Annotated in this window: 29 protein-coding genes; 23 read left to right on the top strand and 6 right to left on the bottom strand. The window is 65.1% G+C overall.

Translation table 11 applies throughout. The features are described 5' to 3' along the window. Positions 1 to 2 precede the first annotated feature (2 nt). From SE92_RS10720 to SE92_RS10665, 13 genes are read left to right on the top strand one after another with little or no spacing between them, the layout of a single operon-like run. A complete protein-coding gene (locus tag SE92_RS10720) occupies positions 3 to 311 on the top strand; it encodes a HesB/IscA family protein (protein WP_063195667.1) in 309 nt (102 codons plus the stop codon). 9 nt (positions 312 to 320) lie between these two features. Further along, positions 321 to 854 (top strand): tetratricopeptide repeat protein, encoded by a 534-nt coding sequence (locus SE92_RS10715; RefSeq protein WP_063195666.1) that lies wholly within the window; start codon positions 321 to 323, stop codon positions 852 to 854. Then, positions 847 to 1,620, top strand: a complete 774-nt coding sequence (locus tag SE92_RS10710) for a 4Fe4S-binding leucine-rich repeat protein (RefSeq protein ID WP_063195665.1) — start codon at positions 847 to 849, stop codon at positions 1,618 to 1,620. Before SE92_RS10715 ends, SE92_RS10710 begins: the two co-directional genes overlap by 8 nt. Further along, entirely contained in the window at positions 1,617 to 1,934 is a 318-nt protein-coding gene (locus SE92_RS10705; protein ID WP_063195664.1) for a nitrogen fixation protein NifZ, read from the top strand. The genes SE92_RS10710 and SE92_RS10705 overlap by 4 nt, the downstream gene beginning before the upstream one ends. Further along, positions 1,934 to 2,173, top strand: coding sequence for a nitrogen fixation protein NifZ (locus SE92_RS10700; RefSeq protein ID WP_063203455.1), 240 nt, complete (start codon positions 1,934 to 1,936; stop codon positions 2,171 to 2,173). Before SE92_RS10705 ends, SE92_RS10700 begins: the two co-directional genes overlap by 1 nt. A 10-nt stretch (positions 2,174 to 2,183) precedes the next feature. Next, entirely contained in the window at positions 2,184 to 2,543 is a 360-nt protein-coding gene (locus SE92_RS10695) for a DUF3024 domain-containing protein (protein ID WP_063195663.1), read from the top strand. Positions 2,544 to 2,557: 14 nt separating this feature from the next. Then, a complete protein-coding gene (locus SE92_RS10690; protein ID WP_063195662.1) occupies positions 2,558 to 2,827 on the top strand; it encodes a DUF6129 family protein in 270 nt (89 codons plus the stop codon). Then, positions 2,824 to 4,032 (top strand): DegT/DnrJ/EryC1/StrS family aminotransferase, encoded by a 1,209-nt coding sequence (locus SE92_RS10685; RefSeq protein ID WP_063195661.1) that lies wholly within the window; start codon positions 2,824 to 2,826, stop codon positions 4,030 to 4,032. The genes SE92_RS10690 and SE92_RS10685 overlap by 4 nt, the downstream gene beginning before the upstream one ends. A 35-nt stretch (positions 4,033 to 4,067) precedes the next feature. Continuing rightward, complete coding sequence (locus SE92_RS10680) at positions 4,068 to 4,376, top strand: 2Fe-2S iron-sulfur cluster-binding protein (protein ID WP_063203454.1); 309 nt, start codon at positions 4,068 to 4,070, stop codon at positions 4,374 to 4,376. A 17-nt stretch (positions 4,377 to 4,393) separates the two neighbouring features. Then, a complete protein-coding gene (locus SE92_RS10675; RefSeq protein ID WP_063195660.1) occupies positions 4,394 to 4,618 on the top strand; it encodes a hypothetical protein in 225 nt (74 codons plus the stop codon). 18 nt (positions 4,619 to 4,636) lie between these two features. Continuing rightward, the gene (locus SE92_RS10670) at positions 4,637 to 5,086 is read left to right on the top strand and encodes a Rieske (2Fe-2S) protein (protein ID WP_063195659.1); all 450 of its coding nucleotides are present in this window, start codon (positions 4,637 to 4,639) and stop codon (positions 5,084 to 5,086) included. A gap of 14 nt (positions 5,087 to 5,100) precedes the next feature. Next, complete coding sequence (locus SE92_RS36610; RefSeq protein ID WP_167523652.1) at positions 5,101 to 5,268, top strand: hypothetical protein; 168 nt, start codon at positions 5,101 to 5,103, stop codon at positions 5,266 to 5,268. 24 nt (positions 5,269 to 5,292) lie between these two features. Further along, complete coding sequence (locus SE92_RS10665; RefSeq protein WP_063195658.1) at positions 5,293 to 5,721, top strand: group II truncated hemoglobin; 429 nt, start codon at positions 5,293 to 5,295, stop codon at positions 5,719 to 5,721. Between the two features lie 14 nt (positions 5,722 to 5,735). Here SE92_RS10665 and SE92_RS10660 read toward each other — a convergent pair whose 3' ends face one another. From SE92_RS10660 to SE92_RS10645, 4 genes are read right to left on the bottom strand one after another with little or no spacing between them, the layout of a single operon-like run. Further along, complete coding sequence (locus tag SE92_RS10660) at positions 5,736 to 5,981, bottom strand: hypothetical protein (protein ID WP_063195657.1); 246 nt, start codon at positions 5,979 to 5,981, stop codon at positions 5,736 to 5,738. 14 nt (positions 5,982 to 5,995) lie between these two features. Next, complete coding sequence (locus SE92_RS10655) at positions 5,996 to 6,763, bottom strand: dienelactone hydrolase family protein (RefSeq protein WP_063195656.1); 768 nt, start codon at positions 6,761 to 6,763, stop codon at positions 5,996 to 5,998. 35 nt (positions 6,764 to 6,798) lie between these two features. Further along, positions 6,799 to 7,128: an iron-sulfur cluster assembly protein gene (locus tag SE92_RS10650; RefSeq protein WP_063203453.1), complete on the bottom strand. Its 330-nt coding sequence runs from the start codon at positions 7,126 to 7,128 to the stop codon at positions 6,799 to 6,801. A gap of 7 nt (positions 7,129 to 7,135) precedes the next feature. Next, entirely contained in the window at positions 7,136 to 7,615 is a 480-nt protein-coding gene (locus SE92_RS10645) for a hypothetical protein (protein ID WP_063203452.1), read from the bottom strand. Between the two features lie 346 nt (positions 7,616 to 7,961). Here SE92_RS10645 and SE92_RS10640 point away from each other — a divergent pair, with 346 nt between their 5' ends. From SE92_RS10640 to SE92_RS10630, 3 genes are read left to right on the top strand one after another with little or no spacing between them, the layout of a single operon-like run. Further along, entirely contained in the window at positions 7,962 to 8,195 is a 234-nt protein-coding gene (locus SE92_RS10640) for a BolA family protein (protein WP_063195655.1), read from the top strand. 18 nt (positions 8,196 to 8,213) lie between these two features. Beyond that, positions 8,214 to 8,549 carry a Grx4 family monothiol glutaredoxin gene (gene grxD / locus SE92_RS10635; protein ID WP_063195654.1) on the top strand — a complete coding sequence of 112 codons (336 nt, stop codon included), beginning with the start codon at positions 8,214 to 8,216 and terminating at the stop codon, positions 8,547 to 8,549. Beyond that, a complete protein-coding gene (locus tag SE92_RS10630; RefSeq protein ID WP_063195653.1) occupies positions 8,546 to 8,899 on the top strand; it encodes a (2Fe-2S) ferredoxin domain-containing protein in 354 nt (117 codons plus the stop codon). Before grxD ends, SE92_RS10630 begins: the two co-directional genes overlap by 4 nt. Positions 8,900 to 8,902: 3 nt before the next feature. Here the strand turns inward: SE92_RS10630 and SE92_RS10625 are convergent, their stop codons facing one another. Together SE92_RS10625 and SE92_RS10620 are read right to left on the bottom strand one after the other, a co-directional pair. After that, entirely contained in the window at positions 8,903 to 9,313 is a 411-nt protein-coding gene (locus SE92_RS10625; RefSeq protein ID WP_063195652.1) for an ArsC/Spx/MgsR family protein, read from the bottom strand. An 11-nt stretch (positions 9,314 to 9,324) separates the two neighbouring features. Then, positions 9,325 to 9,759, bottom strand: coding sequence for a response regulator (locus SE92_RS10620; RefSeq protein WP_063195651.1), 435 nt, complete (start codon positions 9,757 to 9,759; stop codon positions 9,325 to 9,327). 391 nt (positions 9,760 to 10,150) lie between these two features. Here SE92_RS10620 and nifH point away from each other — a divergent pair, with 391 nt between their 5' ends. From nifH to SE92_RS10585, 7 genes are all read left to right on the top strand, one after another. Continuing rightward, a complete protein-coding gene (nifH, locus tag SE92_RS10615; RefSeq protein ID WP_063203451.1) occupies positions 10,151 to 11,041 on the top strand; it encodes a nitrogenase iron protein in 891 nt (296 codons plus the stop codon). A gap of 97 nt (positions 11,042 to 11,138) precedes the next feature. Then, entirely contained in the window at positions 11,139 to 11,825 is a 687-nt protein-coding gene (locus tag SE92_RS10610; protein WP_063203450.1) for a nitrogen fixation protein NifQ, read from the top strand. A 2-nt stretch (positions 11,826 to 11,827) separates the two neighbouring features. Further along, positions 11,828 to 12,313 (top strand): Fur family transcriptional regulator Irr, encoded by a 486-nt coding sequence (gene irr / locus SE92_RS10605; RefSeq protein ID WP_063195650.1) that lies wholly within the window; start codon positions 11,828 to 11,830, stop codon positions 12,311 to 12,313. Between the two features lie 142 nt (positions 12,314 to 12,455). After that, positions 12,456 to 13,637, top strand: a complete 1,182-nt coding sequence (gene nifV / locus SE92_RS10600; RefSeq protein WP_063195649.1) for a homocitrate synthase — start codon at positions 12,456 to 12,458, stop codon at positions 13,635 to 13,637. A 7-nt stretch (positions 13,638 to 13,644) separates the two neighbouring features. Further along, positions 13,645 to 14,436: a serine O-acetyltransferase gene (cysE, locus tag SE92_RS10595; RefSeq protein WP_063195648.1), complete on the top strand. Its 792-nt coding sequence runs from the start codon at positions 13,645 to 13,647 to the stop codon at positions 14,434 to 14,436. Then, complete coding sequence (gene nifW / locus SE92_RS10590; protein ID WP_063195647.1) at positions 14,429 to 14,758, top strand: nitrogenase stabilizing/protective protein NifW; 330 nt, start codon at positions 14,429 to 14,431, stop codon at positions 14,756 to 14,758. Before cysE ends, nifW begins: the two co-directional genes overlap by 8 nt. A gap of 188 nt (positions 14,759 to 14,946) precedes the next feature. Beyond that, positions 14,947 to 15,789, top strand: coding sequence for an electron transfer flavoprotein subunit beta/FixA family protein (locus tag SE92_RS10585; protein WP_063195646.1), 843 nt, complete (start codon positions 14,947 to 14,949; stop codon positions 15,787 to 15,789). Positions 15,790 to 15,892: the final 103 nt, after the last annotated feature.

Genomic DNA, 15,892 nt, shown 5'->3' with positions numbered 1-15,892 from the left:
AGATGAATTTCACGATCACACCCGCGGCGCAAAAATTCATGCGCATGATGCTCCGCGTCGACGGCGGCATGGGCAGCGGTTTCCGACTCGCCGTCAGTCCGGGCGGCTGCTCGGGCCTTGCGGCCGACATCAGCGTTCGGGCGGAGCCGCAGGCAGGAGATGCCGTGGTCGAGCGGGAGGGCGTCAAGCTGTTCCTTCCGGCCGAGAGCCGGCTGCTGCTCGACGGCGTCACTATCGATTTCGCGGATACGCCGACCCAGACCGGGCTGGTGTTCCACGATCCGAAGCAGGTCTCCTGCGGTCATCACTAGGCGGTCCCTATGCTGCACGACGCCGGCCTCGATCCGCAACCCGAGTTCAGCGACGCGCTGGTCGCCGGCGCGTTGCTTGGCGCCGGATTGCCTGGTGAAGCCGAGCATCATCTGTGGCAGGCCGGGCTTTCCTATCATCTGGACGGGATCGCGGAGAGCCACCTGCGCGAAGCCGAAGCGCTGGCGCCGGGCCATGCGGCGGTGCTGATCGGGCTGTATCGCTTCTATTTCTACAAGGGACGCCTCGCCGAGGCGCTGGAGATCGCGACCCGCTGCCTCGCCAAGGCGGCGCATGACAGCGGTCTGCCGCCCGATTGGCGGGACGTCTCGGCCGGCGATGCCGCGTTTGGCCGTTACGAGAGCGTACTGCCGCGGTTCTTCCTGTTCTCGCTGAAGGGCTATGCGTACCTCCAGATGCGGCTCGGGCGGACCGACGAGGGCCAGCGGGCGGTTCTGAAGTTGCTGGAGCTCGATCCCTCCGACAAGATCGGCGCGAAAGTGCTGCTCGGCGTTCTCGAACGTATGGGGCAGGACGATGACTGACGACATCGACGAGGCCCGCGACTGGCGGGGCGACCAGGTCGATTGCTCCGGCTGCGCGCACCTGGCGCTGAACGCCGGCGGCGGTTGCCGCATCAGGCATGCCTGCGTCAACGACCGCTATGCGCGCCGGATCGACCGCTTCTTCAACTGGAATCCCGGCCTTGCCGACGGCTATCTCGGCCATCCGCATTTCGAGGTGCGCGCGATCGCCGCAAAGTCAGCGAATCTGTTCCTGCTCCCCCCGCTGCTCGGCGACGTCGACGAAACCGTGCGCTGGAACGCGGTCCGCCGCCTGCCCAAGCGCTATGCGTTGCGATTGCGTGGGGATCCGCATCGCGAGGTCAGGATGCGGGTTGCCACCCTGATCGACGGCGACGAGCTGCTGCCGATGGCCTCGGACCAGGACTATTACGTTCGCCTCGTCGTCGCGCGCAGGCTCGCGCCGCTGCTGCTCGGCCGGATGATCAATGACGAGGAGGCGGAAGTGCGCCGCGTCGTGGCCCGGCGCATCCCCGATGAATGGCTGCTCGGCATGAGCAGCGACCGCGACGCGGCCGTACGGCTCGAGGTCGCGCAGCGGCTGTCGCCGGATCGTCTCGCGTTGATGCGGCACGATCCGGACTGGCGCATCCGTTACGAGGTCGCAAGCCGCGCGATGGTCGGCGAACTCGTCGGCCTAGCCGAGGATCAGGACGAGCTGGTGCGCGAAGTCGCCCGGTCGCGGGTCGCCGTGCGGCTGGAACGAGAAACGGGAGCCTCGCCATGAGCAACATCGTCCGCGACAGCGACATCGTCGAGCTGACGGCCGCGCCGTTCTTCACCTTCGGCGAGAAAGTGCGGGCCAAGCGCACCATCCGCAACGACGGAACCTATGCCGGCAAGGAGATCGGCGACATCCTCGCCAAGAAGGGCGAGATTGGCTACGTGGTCTCGATCGGCACGTTCCTCCAGCAATTCTACATCTATGGCGTCGAATTCCTCGAAAGCGGCAACCGCGTCGGGATGAAGCGCAAGGAACTCGATCCCGTTACCCCGCGCGATGCGGTCGAGGACATTCCGCTGCCGGAGGCTGCATCATGATGATCGAACCGAAGTTGCCGAAGTATCAATGGGGCCAGCGCGTGAAAGCCGCGATGGACCTGCACAATGATGGCTCGTTTCCAGATGCGCCGGCCGAGGGTCTGCTCGTCGGCGTCGGCCACGCTGGCGAGATTGTCCAGGTCGGCCGGCATACCGACGCCAATCTGCCGATCTACCTGGTCGAGTTCGGCGAGCGACTGGTGGTCGGATGCCTCGAAGAAGAAATCAGTCCGCTATAGGGGTGGTGCGATGAACGCCGCGGTCCTCAGACAGCCGGAGCTGCGCTTGCCTGCGCATCCCAACGAGCTCGACCGCAGGCGAATCGAGCGCGCACTCGGATCGCGCAAGCGCTATCGCTACGTCTCGCCGGTCGTGAAGGGCGTAACCGGCGGCTATCTCGTCGAGAGCCCCTGCTGCTCGCGCAACATCGACGTGGAGGGCGGCGTCATTGACGTCGCATTGCTGCATCACGATGCGGCGAGCGCGAGCTGGAAGCTGTTTCGCAAGGATCACGCGACCGGCGCGTGGGAACTGCATGGCGTGCACCGACGGCTGGCGTCGGTGACCGAGATCCTGAATGCCGATCCGGAACGTGTGTTCTGGCAATAGCGGGAGTTGGAAGGATGGCCCTGGCGGCAATCGAACTGGTTGAAATCGAGCAGGTGCTGACGTCGTGGGACGCGGCGCCCCAGGCCTATCTCGAGCTGCGGCGGAAGTTCCCGCATCTCGCTTGGATCCGCTGCGATGCGTCCGACGTGACTGAGACACCTTACCGCAGCTTTGGGGTGTTCGACCTGCATCTGCTCGACAGCGCCGATCATTGCGCCGCGATCACCGACGATCCGGCACGCGCGACCGGTATCGTGCTGGCCAGGCGGGCGGCCGCATCATGACCGAGCCTGCTCTCGCCTATGATGACGTCGCGGAAGCTGGCGAGCTCGCGGTCGAGACCGGCCACGACTTCATTCCGCTCTCCGACCCCGACGTTACGCTGGCGGAGATTGCGGCAGTCGATGCCGTCCTGCGCTCGCCGCGGATCTCCAGCGGTCCGCTCGCGGAAGAGTTCGAAGCGGCATTTGCCGCTTATGTCGGCCGGGCCTATGCGATTGCGGTGCCCAGCGGCACGATCGGCTTGATGCTCGCGCTGAAGGCCTACGGTATCGGCGCAGGAGACGAGGTCATCGCCTCGTCCTATGCGTTCCGCGAGACCGCGCATGCGATCAGCCTTGCCGGTGCGCGTCCGGTGTTCGCCGATATCGACTATTGGTCGGGGACGCTGGCACCGCAGAAAGTGGAAGAGCGCGTCACGCCCGGGACGCGGGCCATCCTCGCAGCCAATACCAACGGTCACCCGGCACCCTGGGCGGGGCTGCGCGACATCGCGGCACGGCACGGTCTCGTCCTGCTTGAGGATTCCACCGAGGCGATCGGCTCGCGCTACAAGGACAGGCTGGTCGGAAGCTTCGGCGACATCGCCGTGTTCGATTTCGCGCAGCCCTCGCTGCTGACCTGCGGCGAGGGCGGCATGGTCGTCACCGACGACATCGACATTGCGGTGACGCTGCGTCGCCACCGTTCGCACCGGCTCACCGAGCGCTCCTCGGTTGTGGTCGGCTCGGCCCCATCCCATCAGGCCGGAATCAGCGATCTCGCGGCTGCGCTTGGGCTGGCGCAATTGAGGCGCATCGACGAGATCATCGAACGTCGCCGGCTGGTCGAGCAGCTCTATGCGACGCACGTGCAGTCCTTCGAAGGCATCAAGCCGCCCTATGTCGCGCCTGACGTGACCGAGGTGAACTGGTTCCTCTATCTCGTGCATCTCGGCACGCGCTTCACCCGCTCCAGCCGCGATGCCATCGCCGAGGATCTCCGGGTTGAGCAGGTCGAAGCCGCGGCCTACAGCCATCCGCTGCATTTACAGCGTCATTACTTCGATCTCGGCTATCGCCGCGGCGATCTGCTGGTGACCGAGAAGATCGCCGATCGCGCCGTGGCGCTGCCGTTCCACACCCATCTGACGGACGGCCAGATCGAATTCATCGTCGAGACGATGAAGGACGCCTCGATCAATGTGGGGGCGGGTGCGGCGATCTACTGAACCAACGATGAGTACAACTTGAGAGGATGACGATCATGACCACACTGACAGTCCTGCCCGAGGGCAAGATCATCGACGTGACCGAAGGTACGACACTGCTGGCCGCGCTGCTCGGAGCGGAAATCGCGATCCCGCACAAATGCGAGGGCCAGGCCAAGTGCGGCTCCTGCCATATCTTCGTGCACGAAGGGCGCAAGGGCCTGTCGAAGATCGCGCGGCTGGAGAACGAGAAGCTCGATGCGATCGTTGGCGTCAGCTCGAAGTCGCGCCTCGCCTGCCAGGCCACCGTGCTCGGCACCGAGGACGTCAAGATCGAGTTGCTCGGCTTCTCGTCGGGCCTGTGAGTGCGGGGAGCACAACGATGGAAACGCAGAACGTCATCCTTCACGCCCGCTTTGCGCCGAACGGCTCGGTGGTCGAGATCAGCGAACGGCCCGAAGGTCTCACGCCACAGGCCTGGTTCGACTTCCTCAGCGACAAGGCCGGCGACGTCTACCAGGCGCTCGCGGGCGGTCGCGGCGTATTCCGGCTGACGCGGGAGGAACTGGCGGCGCTGAAGCAGGCGGCAGCGCCGGCCGCGGCCTGACCGGCTGGAGAAGCGCTCATGGGCCCGGAAGAAATCGACGTTTTCATCATCTGCGCCAGTGACGACATCGAGCGCGGCGGTGCCGGGGCCTTCAGCCTGTCGCGCATCGATGCATCCGGCGAGAGCCGGCCGTTTCCGATCGTCGTGATCCGGACCCACGACAACGCCTATGTCGGCTACGTGAACGCCTGCCCGCATGACGGGGTCTGGCTCAATATCGGCAGCGGCGATTTCTTCACGCAGGACCGCTCATTCCTCAAATGCGGTCGTCACGGCGCGATCTTCGAGATCGACAGCGGGCTCTGCATCGACGGCCCGTGCAACGGAAAGAGCCTCCAGCCGATCGCGCTGGCAGTGGTGGATGGCGAAGTCTGCCTGTGCGGCGAGCGGCTGGTCGAGGACGACCGCCCGTTCGGTGCCTTCGACGATCATGACGAGACCATGGAAATCATGATCCATCCGGATTAGCGGAGGAACTGGCCGTGACCGTCGCCCAATTGCTCGATCGGCTGAAGGGGCTGCCGGAGGACGCCGTGGTGCTGATGGACAGCGGGGACGGGCTGTCCCGCGTCTCCACGCTCGAATTTGTCGCCGATCAAGGTCCGGGCGCGCCGGCCGAAGTTATCCTGTCGCCCAGCATGGACGAGTAGGCGCCTGCAGCAGAGGACGTTGGCATGAGCGATACGGTGGTCACTGTTTCAATGTTCGAGCGGATCGGCGGCTCCGTAACCGTCGACCGCCTGGTGGAGAGCTTCTATCGCCGGATGGACGAGTTTCCCGAAGCGGCCGGCATTCGCGCCATGCATGCGGATGACCTCACATCGACCAAGCAGGTGCTGAAGCGTTACCTCGCCGAATGGACCGGGGGTCCGAAGCTCTATTCGCCGGAGAAAGGTCATCCGCGGCTGCGTCAGCGTCACATGGGTTTTCCGATCGGTAGCGCCGAGCGCGATGCGTGGCTGTTCTGCATGCGCGGCGCACTGGAGGAGGCCGTCGCCGACGAAGCGGCGCGAGGGGAGCTCGACGCCGCACTCACCAAGCTCGCCGACTGGATGCGCAACCAGGCGGGCAATCCGCATGACGCGCGCGGCGGGCACGCCTGAAGGGAGACCCCGTATCAATCCGATAGCGGCAGACCGAAAAATTCTTCTTCCGCGCCGCCCCACGCCCTGTGCAGGGCAAGGCCGCTCTGCCACTTTCCCATTTCAGTGTCGCTTGCCGGCCGGTGTGTGATCGTGCCCTCGGGCCTCTCGGCCAGCAAAAAGCCCTTGCCATTGCGGATGAAGCGAGTGAGATCCCTGGTGTCGGTCGGCCGCACGACGCAGCGCGGTGCGTCGTCGATGAGAATGGTCGTCGGCAGCATCTCGCGGGCCTCCCTCAATCCGTCGGCGGCCCGAGATCGTCGTCGGCCTTTTTCTTTTTCTTCTTCTCGGTTTTCGCCTGGGCATAGGCGCCCGCATTCTTCAGCAGAATCGGCTGCTGTCCTTCGACATATTGCGAGATCCAGAACTGGGTCCGCTCGAGCGCCTTCTCTGCCGCATCCGCGCGGAAATTGCCGCGCTCCTCGCAGCCGAAGCCCTGGGCGGCCTCGGGATAGGTGAAGGCGCTGACGTCGGGACGCGAGGCGCGGAATTGCGTGATGGCCTCCAGCGGCAGCTCCGGATCGCTGTCGCCGAAATGCAGGAGTGTCGGCACCTTGCGCTTCTCGCGATAGTCGGTAACGGTCTCGCGGCCGTCATAGCCGATCACGCAGGCGATGCTGCTGACCTTGTTGGCCGCGGTGTAGGCGAGGTCGCCGCCCCAGCAATAGCCGACGATCGCGACTTTGCCGGCATCCTTCACCGCGTCGACGGTCGTCTGGATATCCGAGATCGCCTGCTCCTGGCCGACCTGCGCGCTGATCGCCGCACCCTCGGCCTTGCCGGCCTCGTCGTGACCGAGAATGACGCCCGGCCTGACCCGGTCGAACAGGGATGGCGCGATCGCGACATAGCCCTTGGCCGCAAAGGCGTCGGCGACCTTGCGGATCTCGGGCGTGACGCCGAAAACATCTTGCAGGACCACGACGGCACCCTTGGGCGTCTCCGCCGGCTCGGCGCGATAGGCGGAGAAACTTGCCCCGTCGCTTGCGGTTAGTTCGATCATCGCATCATCTCCTCTCCGGTGGGCCTCTGGTTGCTCTAGAGCAGGCCAAGCTCGAGCTTGACGTCGTCGGTCATGCGCGATGAGTCCCAGGGCGGATCGAACACCAGCCGGACCGCGGCGTCTTCGACACCGCTGACCTCGCTCACCGCCTTCTCCACCCACGACAGCATCTCGCCGGCGACCGGGCAGCCCGGCGCGGTCAACGTCATGTCGATCTCGACCAGGCCGCCGTCCTTCGGCTCGATCCGGTAGATCAGGCCGAGGTCGTAGATGTTCACGGGGATTTCGGGATCGTGAACCGTCCGCAGCGCGGCGATGATGCCGGCGATCAGCGTCTCGTTGTCGGCAGGCGCTATGGTCGTCATCGTCACCTCACTGGAGCCCCTCGGCGAGCGCCGCAACGACCGGCCAGCCGACCGCGCCTGTGGGGTCGAGCCGGCGCAGCGCGGCGAGTAGCTCGCGAGCCTGTTTCTGCTCGTCCTTGCGCAGGTGTATGAAGGCGAGCGCCTTCAACGTATAAAGCGCGAAGCGACCGGCGCCGTCGGGCAGTCTGGCCTGTGGCTGCCAGCGCCGCCAATCGGAGCTCCAGCCGGCCTGGTGCGCGGCCTCGCGCAATCCGCGCTCGGCGATGTCGAGGGCTTCGTCGAGACGGCCGCGATAGGTGTGAGTCTTGTACAGGCAGAAATAGACCGCAAGCTCGGTCGGCGCGGCATCGAGGGCCTGGCGGAAGATGCGATCGGCCTCGAGCGGGTCGCGGCGATAGCTGACCACACCCTGCTGCAGCAGCGAGTCGATTTCGGGCGCAAGCTCGCCGAAATTGATGCCGTCGGAATCGACGAGGACGGCCGTCATGCGCGGCTCGCCTTCGCCGGAATTCGGCATCGATTGGAGTCTATGTCGGACAATTCGAGTTCCTCGTCTGGCGTATCGGAATACGGGCTCAACCCTCGCAAAGCAAAAGCCGGGCCGGACTTGAAATGCTGCGAAAAGCGCGGCGTTTCGGGGCCGATGTGAGGCATCATTTCGGTGCCCAGAGCGAGGCCGTCCGCGTTCGTCACGTCATCGACACGCGCGCATGGGGCGTTGTCGCAAGTCGGACATCACCCCGGCGCCGGGCACGCAAGCCCTTCTGAACCCGCGTGTTCCGAAACTGGTTTGACGCTTGCATGGAGCTTCGCGCAGAGCAGGAGCGTGCGACATGGCGATGGCGGGACCGGACATCGAACAATTGATCAGGGAAGCGTTTCCGGACGCCCATGTGATCGTGACCGACCTCGCCGGCGACGGCGATCACTACGGCGCGCGCGTGGTCTCGCGGGCGTTTGCCGGCAAGAGCCGGATTCAACAGCATCAGATGGTCTATGCCGCCCTGAAGGGGCAAATGGGCGAGGCGCTGCACGCGCTTGCGCTCGAAACGGCGGTGCCGAAATGAAAATGGAAGGATGAAAGCATGAGCGAGCCGATCGAACAACGAATCAAGGACGTCATTACAGGCACGGACGTCGTGCTATTCATGAAGGGTGTGCCGGCCGCGCCGCAATGCGGTTTCTCCGGCGCCGTCGTGCAGATCCTGAACGGCCTTGGCGTGCCCTTCACCGGCATCAACGTGCTCGCTGATCCCGCCATTCGCGAGGGCATCAAATCGTTCTCGAACTGGCCGACCATTCCCCAACTCTACGTCAAGGGCGAGTTTCTCGGCGGCTGCGACATCGTGCGCGAGATGTTCAAGCTGGGTGAGCTGGCTGCGGTGCTGAGCGACAAGGGCGTTGCGGTGGCGGCGTCATGAGCGACGGATTGACCGAGGAGTTCGCGTTGCCGCAGCTCTACCGCCATCACGTGTTCGCTTGCCATACCCAGCGGCCGCCGGGCCATCCGCGTGGAAGCTGCGGTGCGTCCGGCGGCGGGCCATTGTGGGAGCGGCTCGGCAAGGCGATCGAGGCCAAAGGACTCACCGATGTCGGTTTCACAGCATCCGGCTGCCTCGGATTTTGCGGTGCCGGTCCGCTGATGGTGGTCTATCCCGATGGCGTCTGGTACCGGCCGACGACGCCGGAGGACATCGACGAGATCGTGGAGCAGCATCTGACGCAAGGCCGGCGCGTCGATCGCCTGGTGATGGTGCTGGCGCGGGGCTGAGCCTCATGGCTCCGCGCAACGCGGCGTCGTCTCCGGTCGCGTGCAGCCCTGGAGGTCGCTGCGCTCGCCGCCGAGCAGCGAGGAAACGGGCTCGCGATCGAAGCCAGCGCATCTTGCGCCGTCGGCTTCGACCAGCGGGCGCCGGATCAGCAAGGGATCGTCGAGCATCGATGCGATGGCGCCCGCTGCGTCGATCTCTGCCGGCTTCACCTCGCCGGACTTGATCCGTGGCGCCGCAGGGTTGAACCAGGATGTCACGGGTGTCGCACCGAAGAAAGCGAGCAGACGCTCCGCAGTCCAGGGCTCCGTCAGCAGGCTCTTCGCGATCACCTGATGGCCAGCCGCTTCCAGCGCGCGGATCTGCCGGGCGTTGGTTCCGCAGCCCGGCTTCTGGTAGAACAGCACTGTCGCCACGCCCGAGGCTCCTATTTCATCATGCTGAGCTGGACCAGCGGCGCGGCGCCGCCGCGGCCGAGGATCGTGTCGACCTTCTTGCGGACGCCTTCCAGCGTCAGTGGCTTTACTACCGCGCCGTGAGCGCCGGCCTTCATGGCGTCGACTGCGGTGGTCTCGTCGGACTTGTCGGTGACGACGAGAATGCGCACGCCCGGAAACCTGTCGCCGAGCTCGCCGATCAGCGCAGGGCCGCGGGCCTTCAGAAAGGAGACGCCGAGCAGCACCACGTCGGGCTTCAGCCAGTCCACGCCCTTGGCGTAGGCCTCTTCCGGCGTGGCGAGTTCGTGCGTCTCGATCTCGTCATGCAGCATGAACTGAAGCGCTGCGCGGGTGATCTCGTCTTCGTCGATCACGAATACGCGCCGTTGGTCGACGGCCTTGGCGGTCTCGACACCAATCTGCATCTGACATTCTCCTCTGACTACCTCACATCGAGAATGAGCAATTTTCGTTCCGCGTTTGCGCGACGGAATCGCGGTGCATTCGCACCGTAGCCGCCGGGCTGCTTGTCCGGTTTCTGACAGAGGCCCTACCACTGTAGGGTTCGACACAGCTTCTGTCGGCCGCTGGCGTCGAAATATTTCGCGAGCGCGATCAGTGTTTTAGTGCGCGCGCAGCGAATGGCACGCCAGTTGCTATTTGAACGCAGCAACAACGAGTGAGGGCTGAGAACACGCCGACGCTGCTGGCGAGCGATGTTCTCCTTCCCGAACCCCGCGGGCCCAGGCTTCTGAGAGAGAAGCAATCTCGCGCGACGAGCGCGATGTCATTGGCAATCGGTTGATGGAGAGCAACATGTCTTCACTGAGACAAATCGCGTTTTACGGCAAGGGTGGTATCGGCAAATCGACGACGTCGCAGAACACGCTCGCGGCGCTTGCCGAGATGGGTCACAAGATCCTGATCGTCGGCTGCGACCCCAAGGCGGACTCGACCCGCCTGATCCTGCACGCCAAGGCGCAGGACACGATTTTGAGCCTCGCGGCCAACGCCGGCAGCGTCGAGGACCTCGAGCTCGAGGACGTCATGAAGGTCGGCTACCGCGACATCCGCTGCGTCGAGTCCGGCGGTCCGGAGCCCGGCGTCGGCTGCGCCGGCCGCGGCGTCATCACCTCGATCAACTTCCTGGAAGAGAACGGGGCCTACGAGGACATCGATTACGTGTCCTACGACGTGCTCGGTGACGTCGTCTGCGGCGGCTTCGCGATGCCGATCCGCGAGAACAAGGCGCAGGAAATCTACATCGTCATGTCCGGCGAGATGATGGCGATGTATGCCGCCAACAACATCTCCAAGGGCATTCTGAAATACGCCAATTCCGGCGGCGTGCGGCTCGGCGGCCTGGTCTGCAACGAGCGGCAGACCGACAAGGAGCTGGAACTTGCGGAAGCCATGGCCAAGAAGCTCGGCACCCAGCTGATCTATTTCGTGCCGCGCGACAACATCGTGCAGCACGCGGAGCTGCGCCGCATGACGGTGCTGGAATACGCGCCGGAGTCGCAGCAGGCCGAGCACTATCGCAAGCTCGCGCACAAGATCCACAACAACGGCGGCAAGGGCATCATCCCGACCCCGATCACGATGGACGAGCTCGAGGACATGCTGATGGAGCACGGCATCATGAAGCCGGTCGACGAATCCGTCGTCGGCAAGACCGCCGCAGAACTCGCCGCCATGTCGGCGTAATCCTCCGCCGGCCTCCCCGACCGGGGAGGCCGGCATCGGTTTCACGTCGAAAGCGGTGGAGTCTCCCGTGATTGCAGCGCAAGCGAGCCGGACCGACCTGCTGTCATTCCCCCTTGCAGAGGCGGTCTCTGGTGAGACTCATGCCGGAAGGGCCTTCTACCGCCTGTTGACCGGACATGACCCGGCCGAGGCGGATATCGACGACAACGACGATTTTGATCGCCACGTACTGGCATCGATCCTGGCAGCGGCCGCCATGGATGGGGGCTCGTTCGCCGAGCGCGCGGGTCTCGCTGAGCAAGAGCTCAACGAGCTGCTGGCCGAATGCTTTCCGTCGGCGCAGGTGCGAGCCGTCGCCTGGATTTCCAGGTCAGATACGATGGGCGATGATGAGACGATGATGGTCCGCGACCTGTTGCTCGCTCAGCGGTCGTCCGAGGGTGAGGTCGGCCGCTGGCTCGCCGCGATGGTCGCACGCCGCGCGATGGAGCCGAACCATCTGTGGGAGGATCTCGGGTTGCGCGAGCGGGCCGAATTGTCCCGCCTGCTGATGCGTCATTTCGCGCCCTTGGCGGCGCGCAACACCAGAAACATGCGCTGGAAGCGCTTCTTCTATCGCATGCTGTGCGAGGACGACGGATTCGTGATGTGCACGACGCCGGTCTGCACGCAATGCAACGATTTCGACCTCTGCTTCGGTGAGGAGAGCGGTGAGACCCGTATGGCCGAACGCCGTCGGGAGTTTTTGCGCGGCGACGGCGATCATGCTGACGGCGTGAGGTGATCATGGACGCGTATCCGGAGATATCCTTCACGGAGGCATTGGATTCGGAATCGCCGGCGCAACGCGAGGTCGGGGACGGTCCATTCTCCGCGTTCAGCCGCTTGCGCGATGTGGGCCTGCGGCCGACGCGCCAGCGCGTGCTGCTGGCGGAGCTGCTGTTCGGCCAAGGCGACCGGCATGTCACGGCCGAGACGCTCTTTGCCGAGGCGGCCACAGCCAATATCCAGCTCTCGCTGGCCACCGTCTACAACACGCTGAACCAGTTCACCCAGGCCGGGCTGCTGCGCCGCATCGGTCCGGATGGCTCGCGCTCGTTCTTCGACACCAACACGACCGTCCATCCGCACTTCTACCTGGATGGCGAGGATATCTTGATCGACGTGCCGGAGACGCTCGTCCTCGAGCAAGTCCCGGATCCCTTGCCCGGCCACGAGATCTCGCGGCTCGACATCATCATCCACATCCGCCGCAAGCCTGTCGACATCTGACACGCCTGTCTGACGCTGTCGTATTTGCGACAAAGCGGGCGACGTCGATAAGCCCATCAATTTCAGATGCTTGGCGTTCATTCTGACGATGGCACGGGGGTTGCTGAACTCCTGATTGGAATGAATGATTTGGAGTACGCAGATGGCGCTTTACGGTCCAACGACCCGATCCGACGGGGCTCTGCTCCGACCCGTCATTCTCAACGACACCACCCTGCGCGATGGCGAGCAGGCGCCCGGCGTTGCTTTTACCACTGCGGAAAAGGTTTCGATCGCGCGGGCATTGGCCGCCGCTGGCGTCACCGAGATCGAAGCCGGCACGCCCGCCATGGGGCAGGAGGAGGTGAGTGCGATCCGGGCCATCGTCGAAGCCAACCTGCCGGTGACCGCGATCGGCTGGTGCCGGATGCGGACGGCGGACGTCGATGCGGCCATCGAGGCCGGCGTCTCCATGGTGAATGTGTCGATCCCTTCATCCGACGTGCAGATTGCCGCCAAGCTCGGCGGCGGCCGGCTGGCAGCGCTGGAGCAGGTGAGGCGGGTGGTCGGCTACGCCCACGACAGGGGGCTCGACGTCGCGGTCGGCGGCGAGGACTCCTCGCGGGCCGACATAGGTTTCCTGGTCGAGCTGATCGCGACTGCAAAGCTCGCGGGCGCGCGGCGCTTCCGCATCGCCGACACGCTGAGCGTGCTCGATCCCGACGCCGCCTTTGCGCTGATCGCAGCCCTTCGGGGCACCACCGACATCGAGCTTGAATTCCACGGCCATGACGATCTCGGCCTCGCGACGGCCAATACGCTCGCCGCGATCAAGGCTGGCGCGACCCACGCTTCCGTCACCGTGATCGGCCTCGGCGAGCGGGCCGGTAACGCCCCGCTGGAGGAGGTCGCCGTCGCGCTCAAGCAGCTCTACGGCTGCGATACCGGCGTGGTGCTGTCCGAACTGGAGAAGGTGGCATCCGTGGTCGCGGCGGCGGCCGCACGCGCCATTCCGCTCAACAAGGCGATCGTCGGCGAGCACGTCTTCACCCACGAGTCGGGCATTCACGTCGACGGCCTATTGAAGGACCAGCGTACCTATCAGGCGCTGGATCCTCGCCTGCTCGGCCGCTCCAACCGTATCGTGATCGGCAAGCATTCGGGGCTCGCCGCGATCACCGCGCTGCTCGCCGAGCTCCAACTGGCCGTCAACACGGAAGAAGCCAAGATCGTCCTCGCCCGTGTCCGCCAGCATGCCGTCGAGCACAAGGGGGCCGTCGGGCGCGAGACGGTGACGGCGATCTGGCGCGAGGTGCGCGATCGCTCGCTGCTCGATTGCGCGTGAGGGTACTATGGCCTGTGTCGTCGACATTCCGCTCGCTGAACCGTCCCCTCCCGGACCGGTCAAGCCGTCTCTGCTCAAACTGATCCGTGAGGACATCGGCTGCGTGCGCCAGCGCGACCCCGCAGCGCGCGGCCAGGTCGAGACGCTCCTGACTTATCCCGGCATCCATGCCGTGATCTGGTATCGCATCGCCAACCGGCTGTGGACCGGCGGCTGGCGCTTTCCGGCGCGGCTCCTGTCCTGGTTCGGCCGCTTTGCGAGCAATGTCGACATCCATCCGGGCGCGCGCATCGGCCGGCGGTTTTTCATCGATCACGGCGCCTGCGTCGTCATCGGCGAGACCGCGGAGATCGGCGACGACGTCACGCTGTATCACGGCGTCACGCTCGGCGGCACCTCGTGGTTCCCCGGCAAGCGCCATCCGACGCTGGAAGATCGCGTCGTGGTCGGTGCGGGCGCCAAGATCCTCGGGCCGATCACGGTCGGTGCCGGCTCGCGCGTCGGAGCCAATTCGGTGGTGATCGACAGCACCCCGCCCGACGTCACGGTCGTCGGCATTCCCGCGCGCGTCGTGCGCCCGCAGCTCGGCCATCGCCGCGTCGTCGGCCGGATCGACCTCGATCATCATCTGATGCCGGACCCCGTCGGAGACGCCATCGCCGTACTGCTCGATCGCGTCGAATTCCTCGAGGCTAGGCTGACCCATATGCAGAAGCGCGTCAGGGACGCCGGCACGCCCGTAGCGCAACATACGCTCGGTACGGCGACGCAGAATCCGGAGGAGACCGACAATGGCTGATGGCATCCTGGCACAACTCAACAAGGCATCGGCGGCCGAAGAGTTCTTCACCCTGCTCGAGGTCGATTACGATCCCAAGGTCGTCAACGTGGCGCGGCTGCATATCCTGCGGCGCATGGGCCAGTACCTCGCCGGGGAGGATTTTGCCAGCGCGACGGACGCGGTCGTGGCGGAGCGATGCAAGAGCGTGCTGGAGCGCGCCTATGCGGACTTCGTCGCGTCGTCGCCGATCGACCAGCGCGTGTTCAAGGTCCTGAAAGATGCCGTCGCGCCGCAAACGAAGGCCGCGCCGACATTGGTGCAGATCGGCACGCTGAAGTGAACACAGGCTCTGTCGGATTTACGACGCGTGTCGCAGCAGCGTTGTCGGCTCCACCGCCTAAAGCGGATGCAATCGATACCGCCACTCTTCTAAGTCGCTGTATCGGCATCCGATTTTCATCCTCTGCACAGTTGGTACGACACTTGCTGTTCTTTATCTGAACCGAGTTCTGGAGCCTGGAGAAGCGCATGCACATCGTCGTTTGCATCAAGCAGGTCCCCGACTCCGCGCAGATTCGCGTGCATCCCGTGACCAACACCATTATGCGCCAGGGGGTGCCGACCATCATCAATCCCTACGACCTCTTTGCGCTGGAGGCCGCGCTCGAACTGCGCGACCAGTTCGGCGGCGAGGTTACGGTGCTGACCATGGGGCCGCCTTCGGCCGAGGACAGCCTCCGCAAGACATTGACCTTCGGCGCCGACCGCGCCGTGCTCCTGACCGACCGTTTCTTTGCCGGCGCCGATACGCTCGCCACGACCTATGCGCTCGCCACCGCGATCCGCAAGATTTCGATCGAGTTCGGCGCGCCTGATCTCGTCTTCACCGGCAAGCAGACCATCGACGGCGATACCGCGCAGGTCGGTCCCGGCATCGCCAAGCGGCTCGGCCTGCTCCAGCTCACCTATGTCGCGAAGATCAGCGCGCTCGACTTGCAGGCCCGCACCATCGACGCGGAGCGGCGCTCTGAAGGCGGCGTGCAGCTGCTGCGCACCAGGCTGCCGTGCCTGGTCACCATGCTGGAGGCAACCAACCAGATCCGCCGCGGCGCCATGGCGGACGCCCTGCGTGCCGCCCGTGCGCCGGTCGTGAAATGGAGCGCGCAGGATGCCGGCGTCGAGGATATTTCCAAATGCGGCCTGCGCGGCTCGCCCACCATCGTCAAGCGCGTGTTCGCACCCGCAGCCCGCAGCGAGAAGGCGGCATTGATCGAGCCCGGTGAGCAGCCGGCGGAGGCGCTGATCGACGCCATCTTCAAGCGCCAGCCGACGCTCGAGACCGAGCTGGCGGCGCTGGCGCGCGGCTATTGAATCGAACGGAGCAAGCATCATGGGCACCGCACCGAAAACCGCCGCACCTGCTGCCGGCCGCGCCGCGACCAAGAAGGAGCTGCCCGAGCACTTCAAGGCCTAC

This window comes from Bradyrhizobium sp. AT1 (assembly GCF_001590795.1).
Lineage (GTDB): Bacteria > Pseudomonadota > Alphaproteobacteria > Rhizobiales > Xanthobacteraceae > Bradyrhizobium.
This window is presented reverse-complemented; position numbering and strand designations above follow the sequence as displayed.

Bases quoted from the DNA above. Each gene is read 5' to 3' on its own strand.
- SE92_RS10690 (WP_063195662.1), top strand. From the start codon at position 2,558: ATGGCCCTGGCGGCAATCGAACTGGTTGAAATCGAGCAGGTGCTGACG.
- SE92_RS10680 (WP_063203454.1), top strand. From the start codon at position 4,068: ATGACCACACTGACAGTCCTGCCCGAGGGCAAGATCATCGACGTGACC.
- SE92_RS10620 (WP_063195651.1), bottom strand. From the start codon at position 9,759: ATGCAGATTGGTGTCGAGACCGCCAAGGCCGTCGACCAACGGCGCGTA.
- SE92_RS10630 (WP_063195653.1), top strand. From the start codon at position 8,546: ATGAGCGACGGATTGACCGAGGAGTTCGCGTTGCCGCAGCTCTACCGC.
- SE92_RS10675 (WP_063195660.1), top strand. From the start codon at position 4,394: ATGGAAACGCAGAACGTCATCCTTCACGCCCGCTTTGCGCCGAACGGC.
- SE92_RS10710 (WP_063195665.1), top strand. From the start codon at position 847: ATGACTGACGACATCGACGAGGCCCGCGACTGGCGGGGCGACCAGGTC.
- SE92_RS10670 (WP_063195659.1), top strand. From the start codon at position 4,637: ATGGGCCCGGAAGAAATCGACGTTTTCATCATCTGCGCCAGTGACGAC.
- SE92_RS10645 (WP_063203452.1), bottom strand. From the start codon at position 7,615: ATGACGGCCGTCCTCGTCGATTCCGACGGCATCAATTTCGGCGAGCTT.
- SE92_RS10685 (WP_063195661.1), top strand. From the start codon at position 2,824: ATGACCGAGCCTGCTCTCGCCTATGATGACGTCGCGGAAGCTGGCGAG.
- SE92_RS10660 (WP_063195657.1), bottom strand. From the start codon at position 5,981: ATGCTGCCGACGACCATTCTCATCGACGACGCACCGCGCTGCGTCGTG.
- nifW (WP_063195647.1), top strand. From the start codon at position 14,429: ATGGCTGATGGCATCCTGGCACAACTCAACAAGGCATCGGCGGCCGAA.
- SE92_RS10650 (WP_063203453.1), bottom strand. From the start codon at position 7,128: ATGACGACCATAGCGCCTGCCGACAACGAGACGCTGATCGCCGGCATC.
- SE92_RS10655 (WP_063195656.1), bottom strand. From the start codon at position 6,763: ATGATCGAACTAACCGCAAGCGACGGGGCAAGTTTCTCCGCCTATCGC.
- irr (WP_063195650.1), top strand. From the start codon at position 11,828: ATGGACGCGTATCCGGAGATATCCTTCACGGAGGCATTGGATTCGGAA.
- nifH (WP_063203451.1), top strand. From the start codon at position 10,151: ATGTCTTCACTGAGACAAATCGCGTTTTACGGCAAGGGTGGTATCGGC.
- cysE (WP_063195648.1), top strand. From the start codon at position 13,645: ATGGCCTGTGTCGTCGACATTCCGCTCGCTGAACCGTCCCCTCCCGGA.
- SE92_RS10695 (WP_063195663.1), top strand. From the start codon at position 2,184: ATGAACGCCGCGGTCCTCAGACAGCCGGAGCTGCGCTTGCCTGCGCAT.
- SE92_RS10700 (WP_063203455.1), top strand. From the start codon at position 1,934: ATGATCGAACCGAAGTTGCCGAAGTATCAATGGGGCCAGCGCGTGAAA.
- SE92_RS10720 (WP_063195667.1), top strand. From the start codon at position 3: ATGAATTTCACGATCACACCCGCGGCGCAAAAATTCATGCGCATGATG.
- SE92_RS10715 (WP_063195666.1), top strand. From the start codon at position 321: ATGCTGCACGACGCCGGCCTCGATCCGCAACCCGAGTTCAGCGACGCG.
- nifV (WP_063195649.1), top strand. From the start codon at position 12,456: ATGGCGCTTTACGGTCCAACGACCCGATCCGACGGGGCTCTGCTCCGA.
- SE92_RS10640 (WP_063195655.1), top strand. From the start codon at position 7,962: ATGGCGATGGCGGGACCGGACATCGAACAATTGATCAGGGAAGCGTTT.
- SE92_RS10705 (WP_063195664.1), top strand. From the start codon at position 1,617: ATGAGCAACATCGTCCGCGACAGCGACATCGTCGAGCTGACGGCCGCG.
- SE92_RS10665 (WP_063195658.1), top strand. From the start codon at position 5,293: ATGAGCGATACGGTGGTCACTGTTTCAATGTTCGAGCGGATCGGCGGC.
- grxD (WP_063195654.1), top strand. From the start codon at position 8,214: ATGAGCGAGCCGATCGAACAACGAATCAAGGACGTCATTACAGGCACG.
- SE92_RS10585 (WP_063195646.1), top strand. From the start codon at position 14,947: ATGCACATCGTCGTTTGCATCAAGCAGGTCCCCGACTCCGCGCAGATT.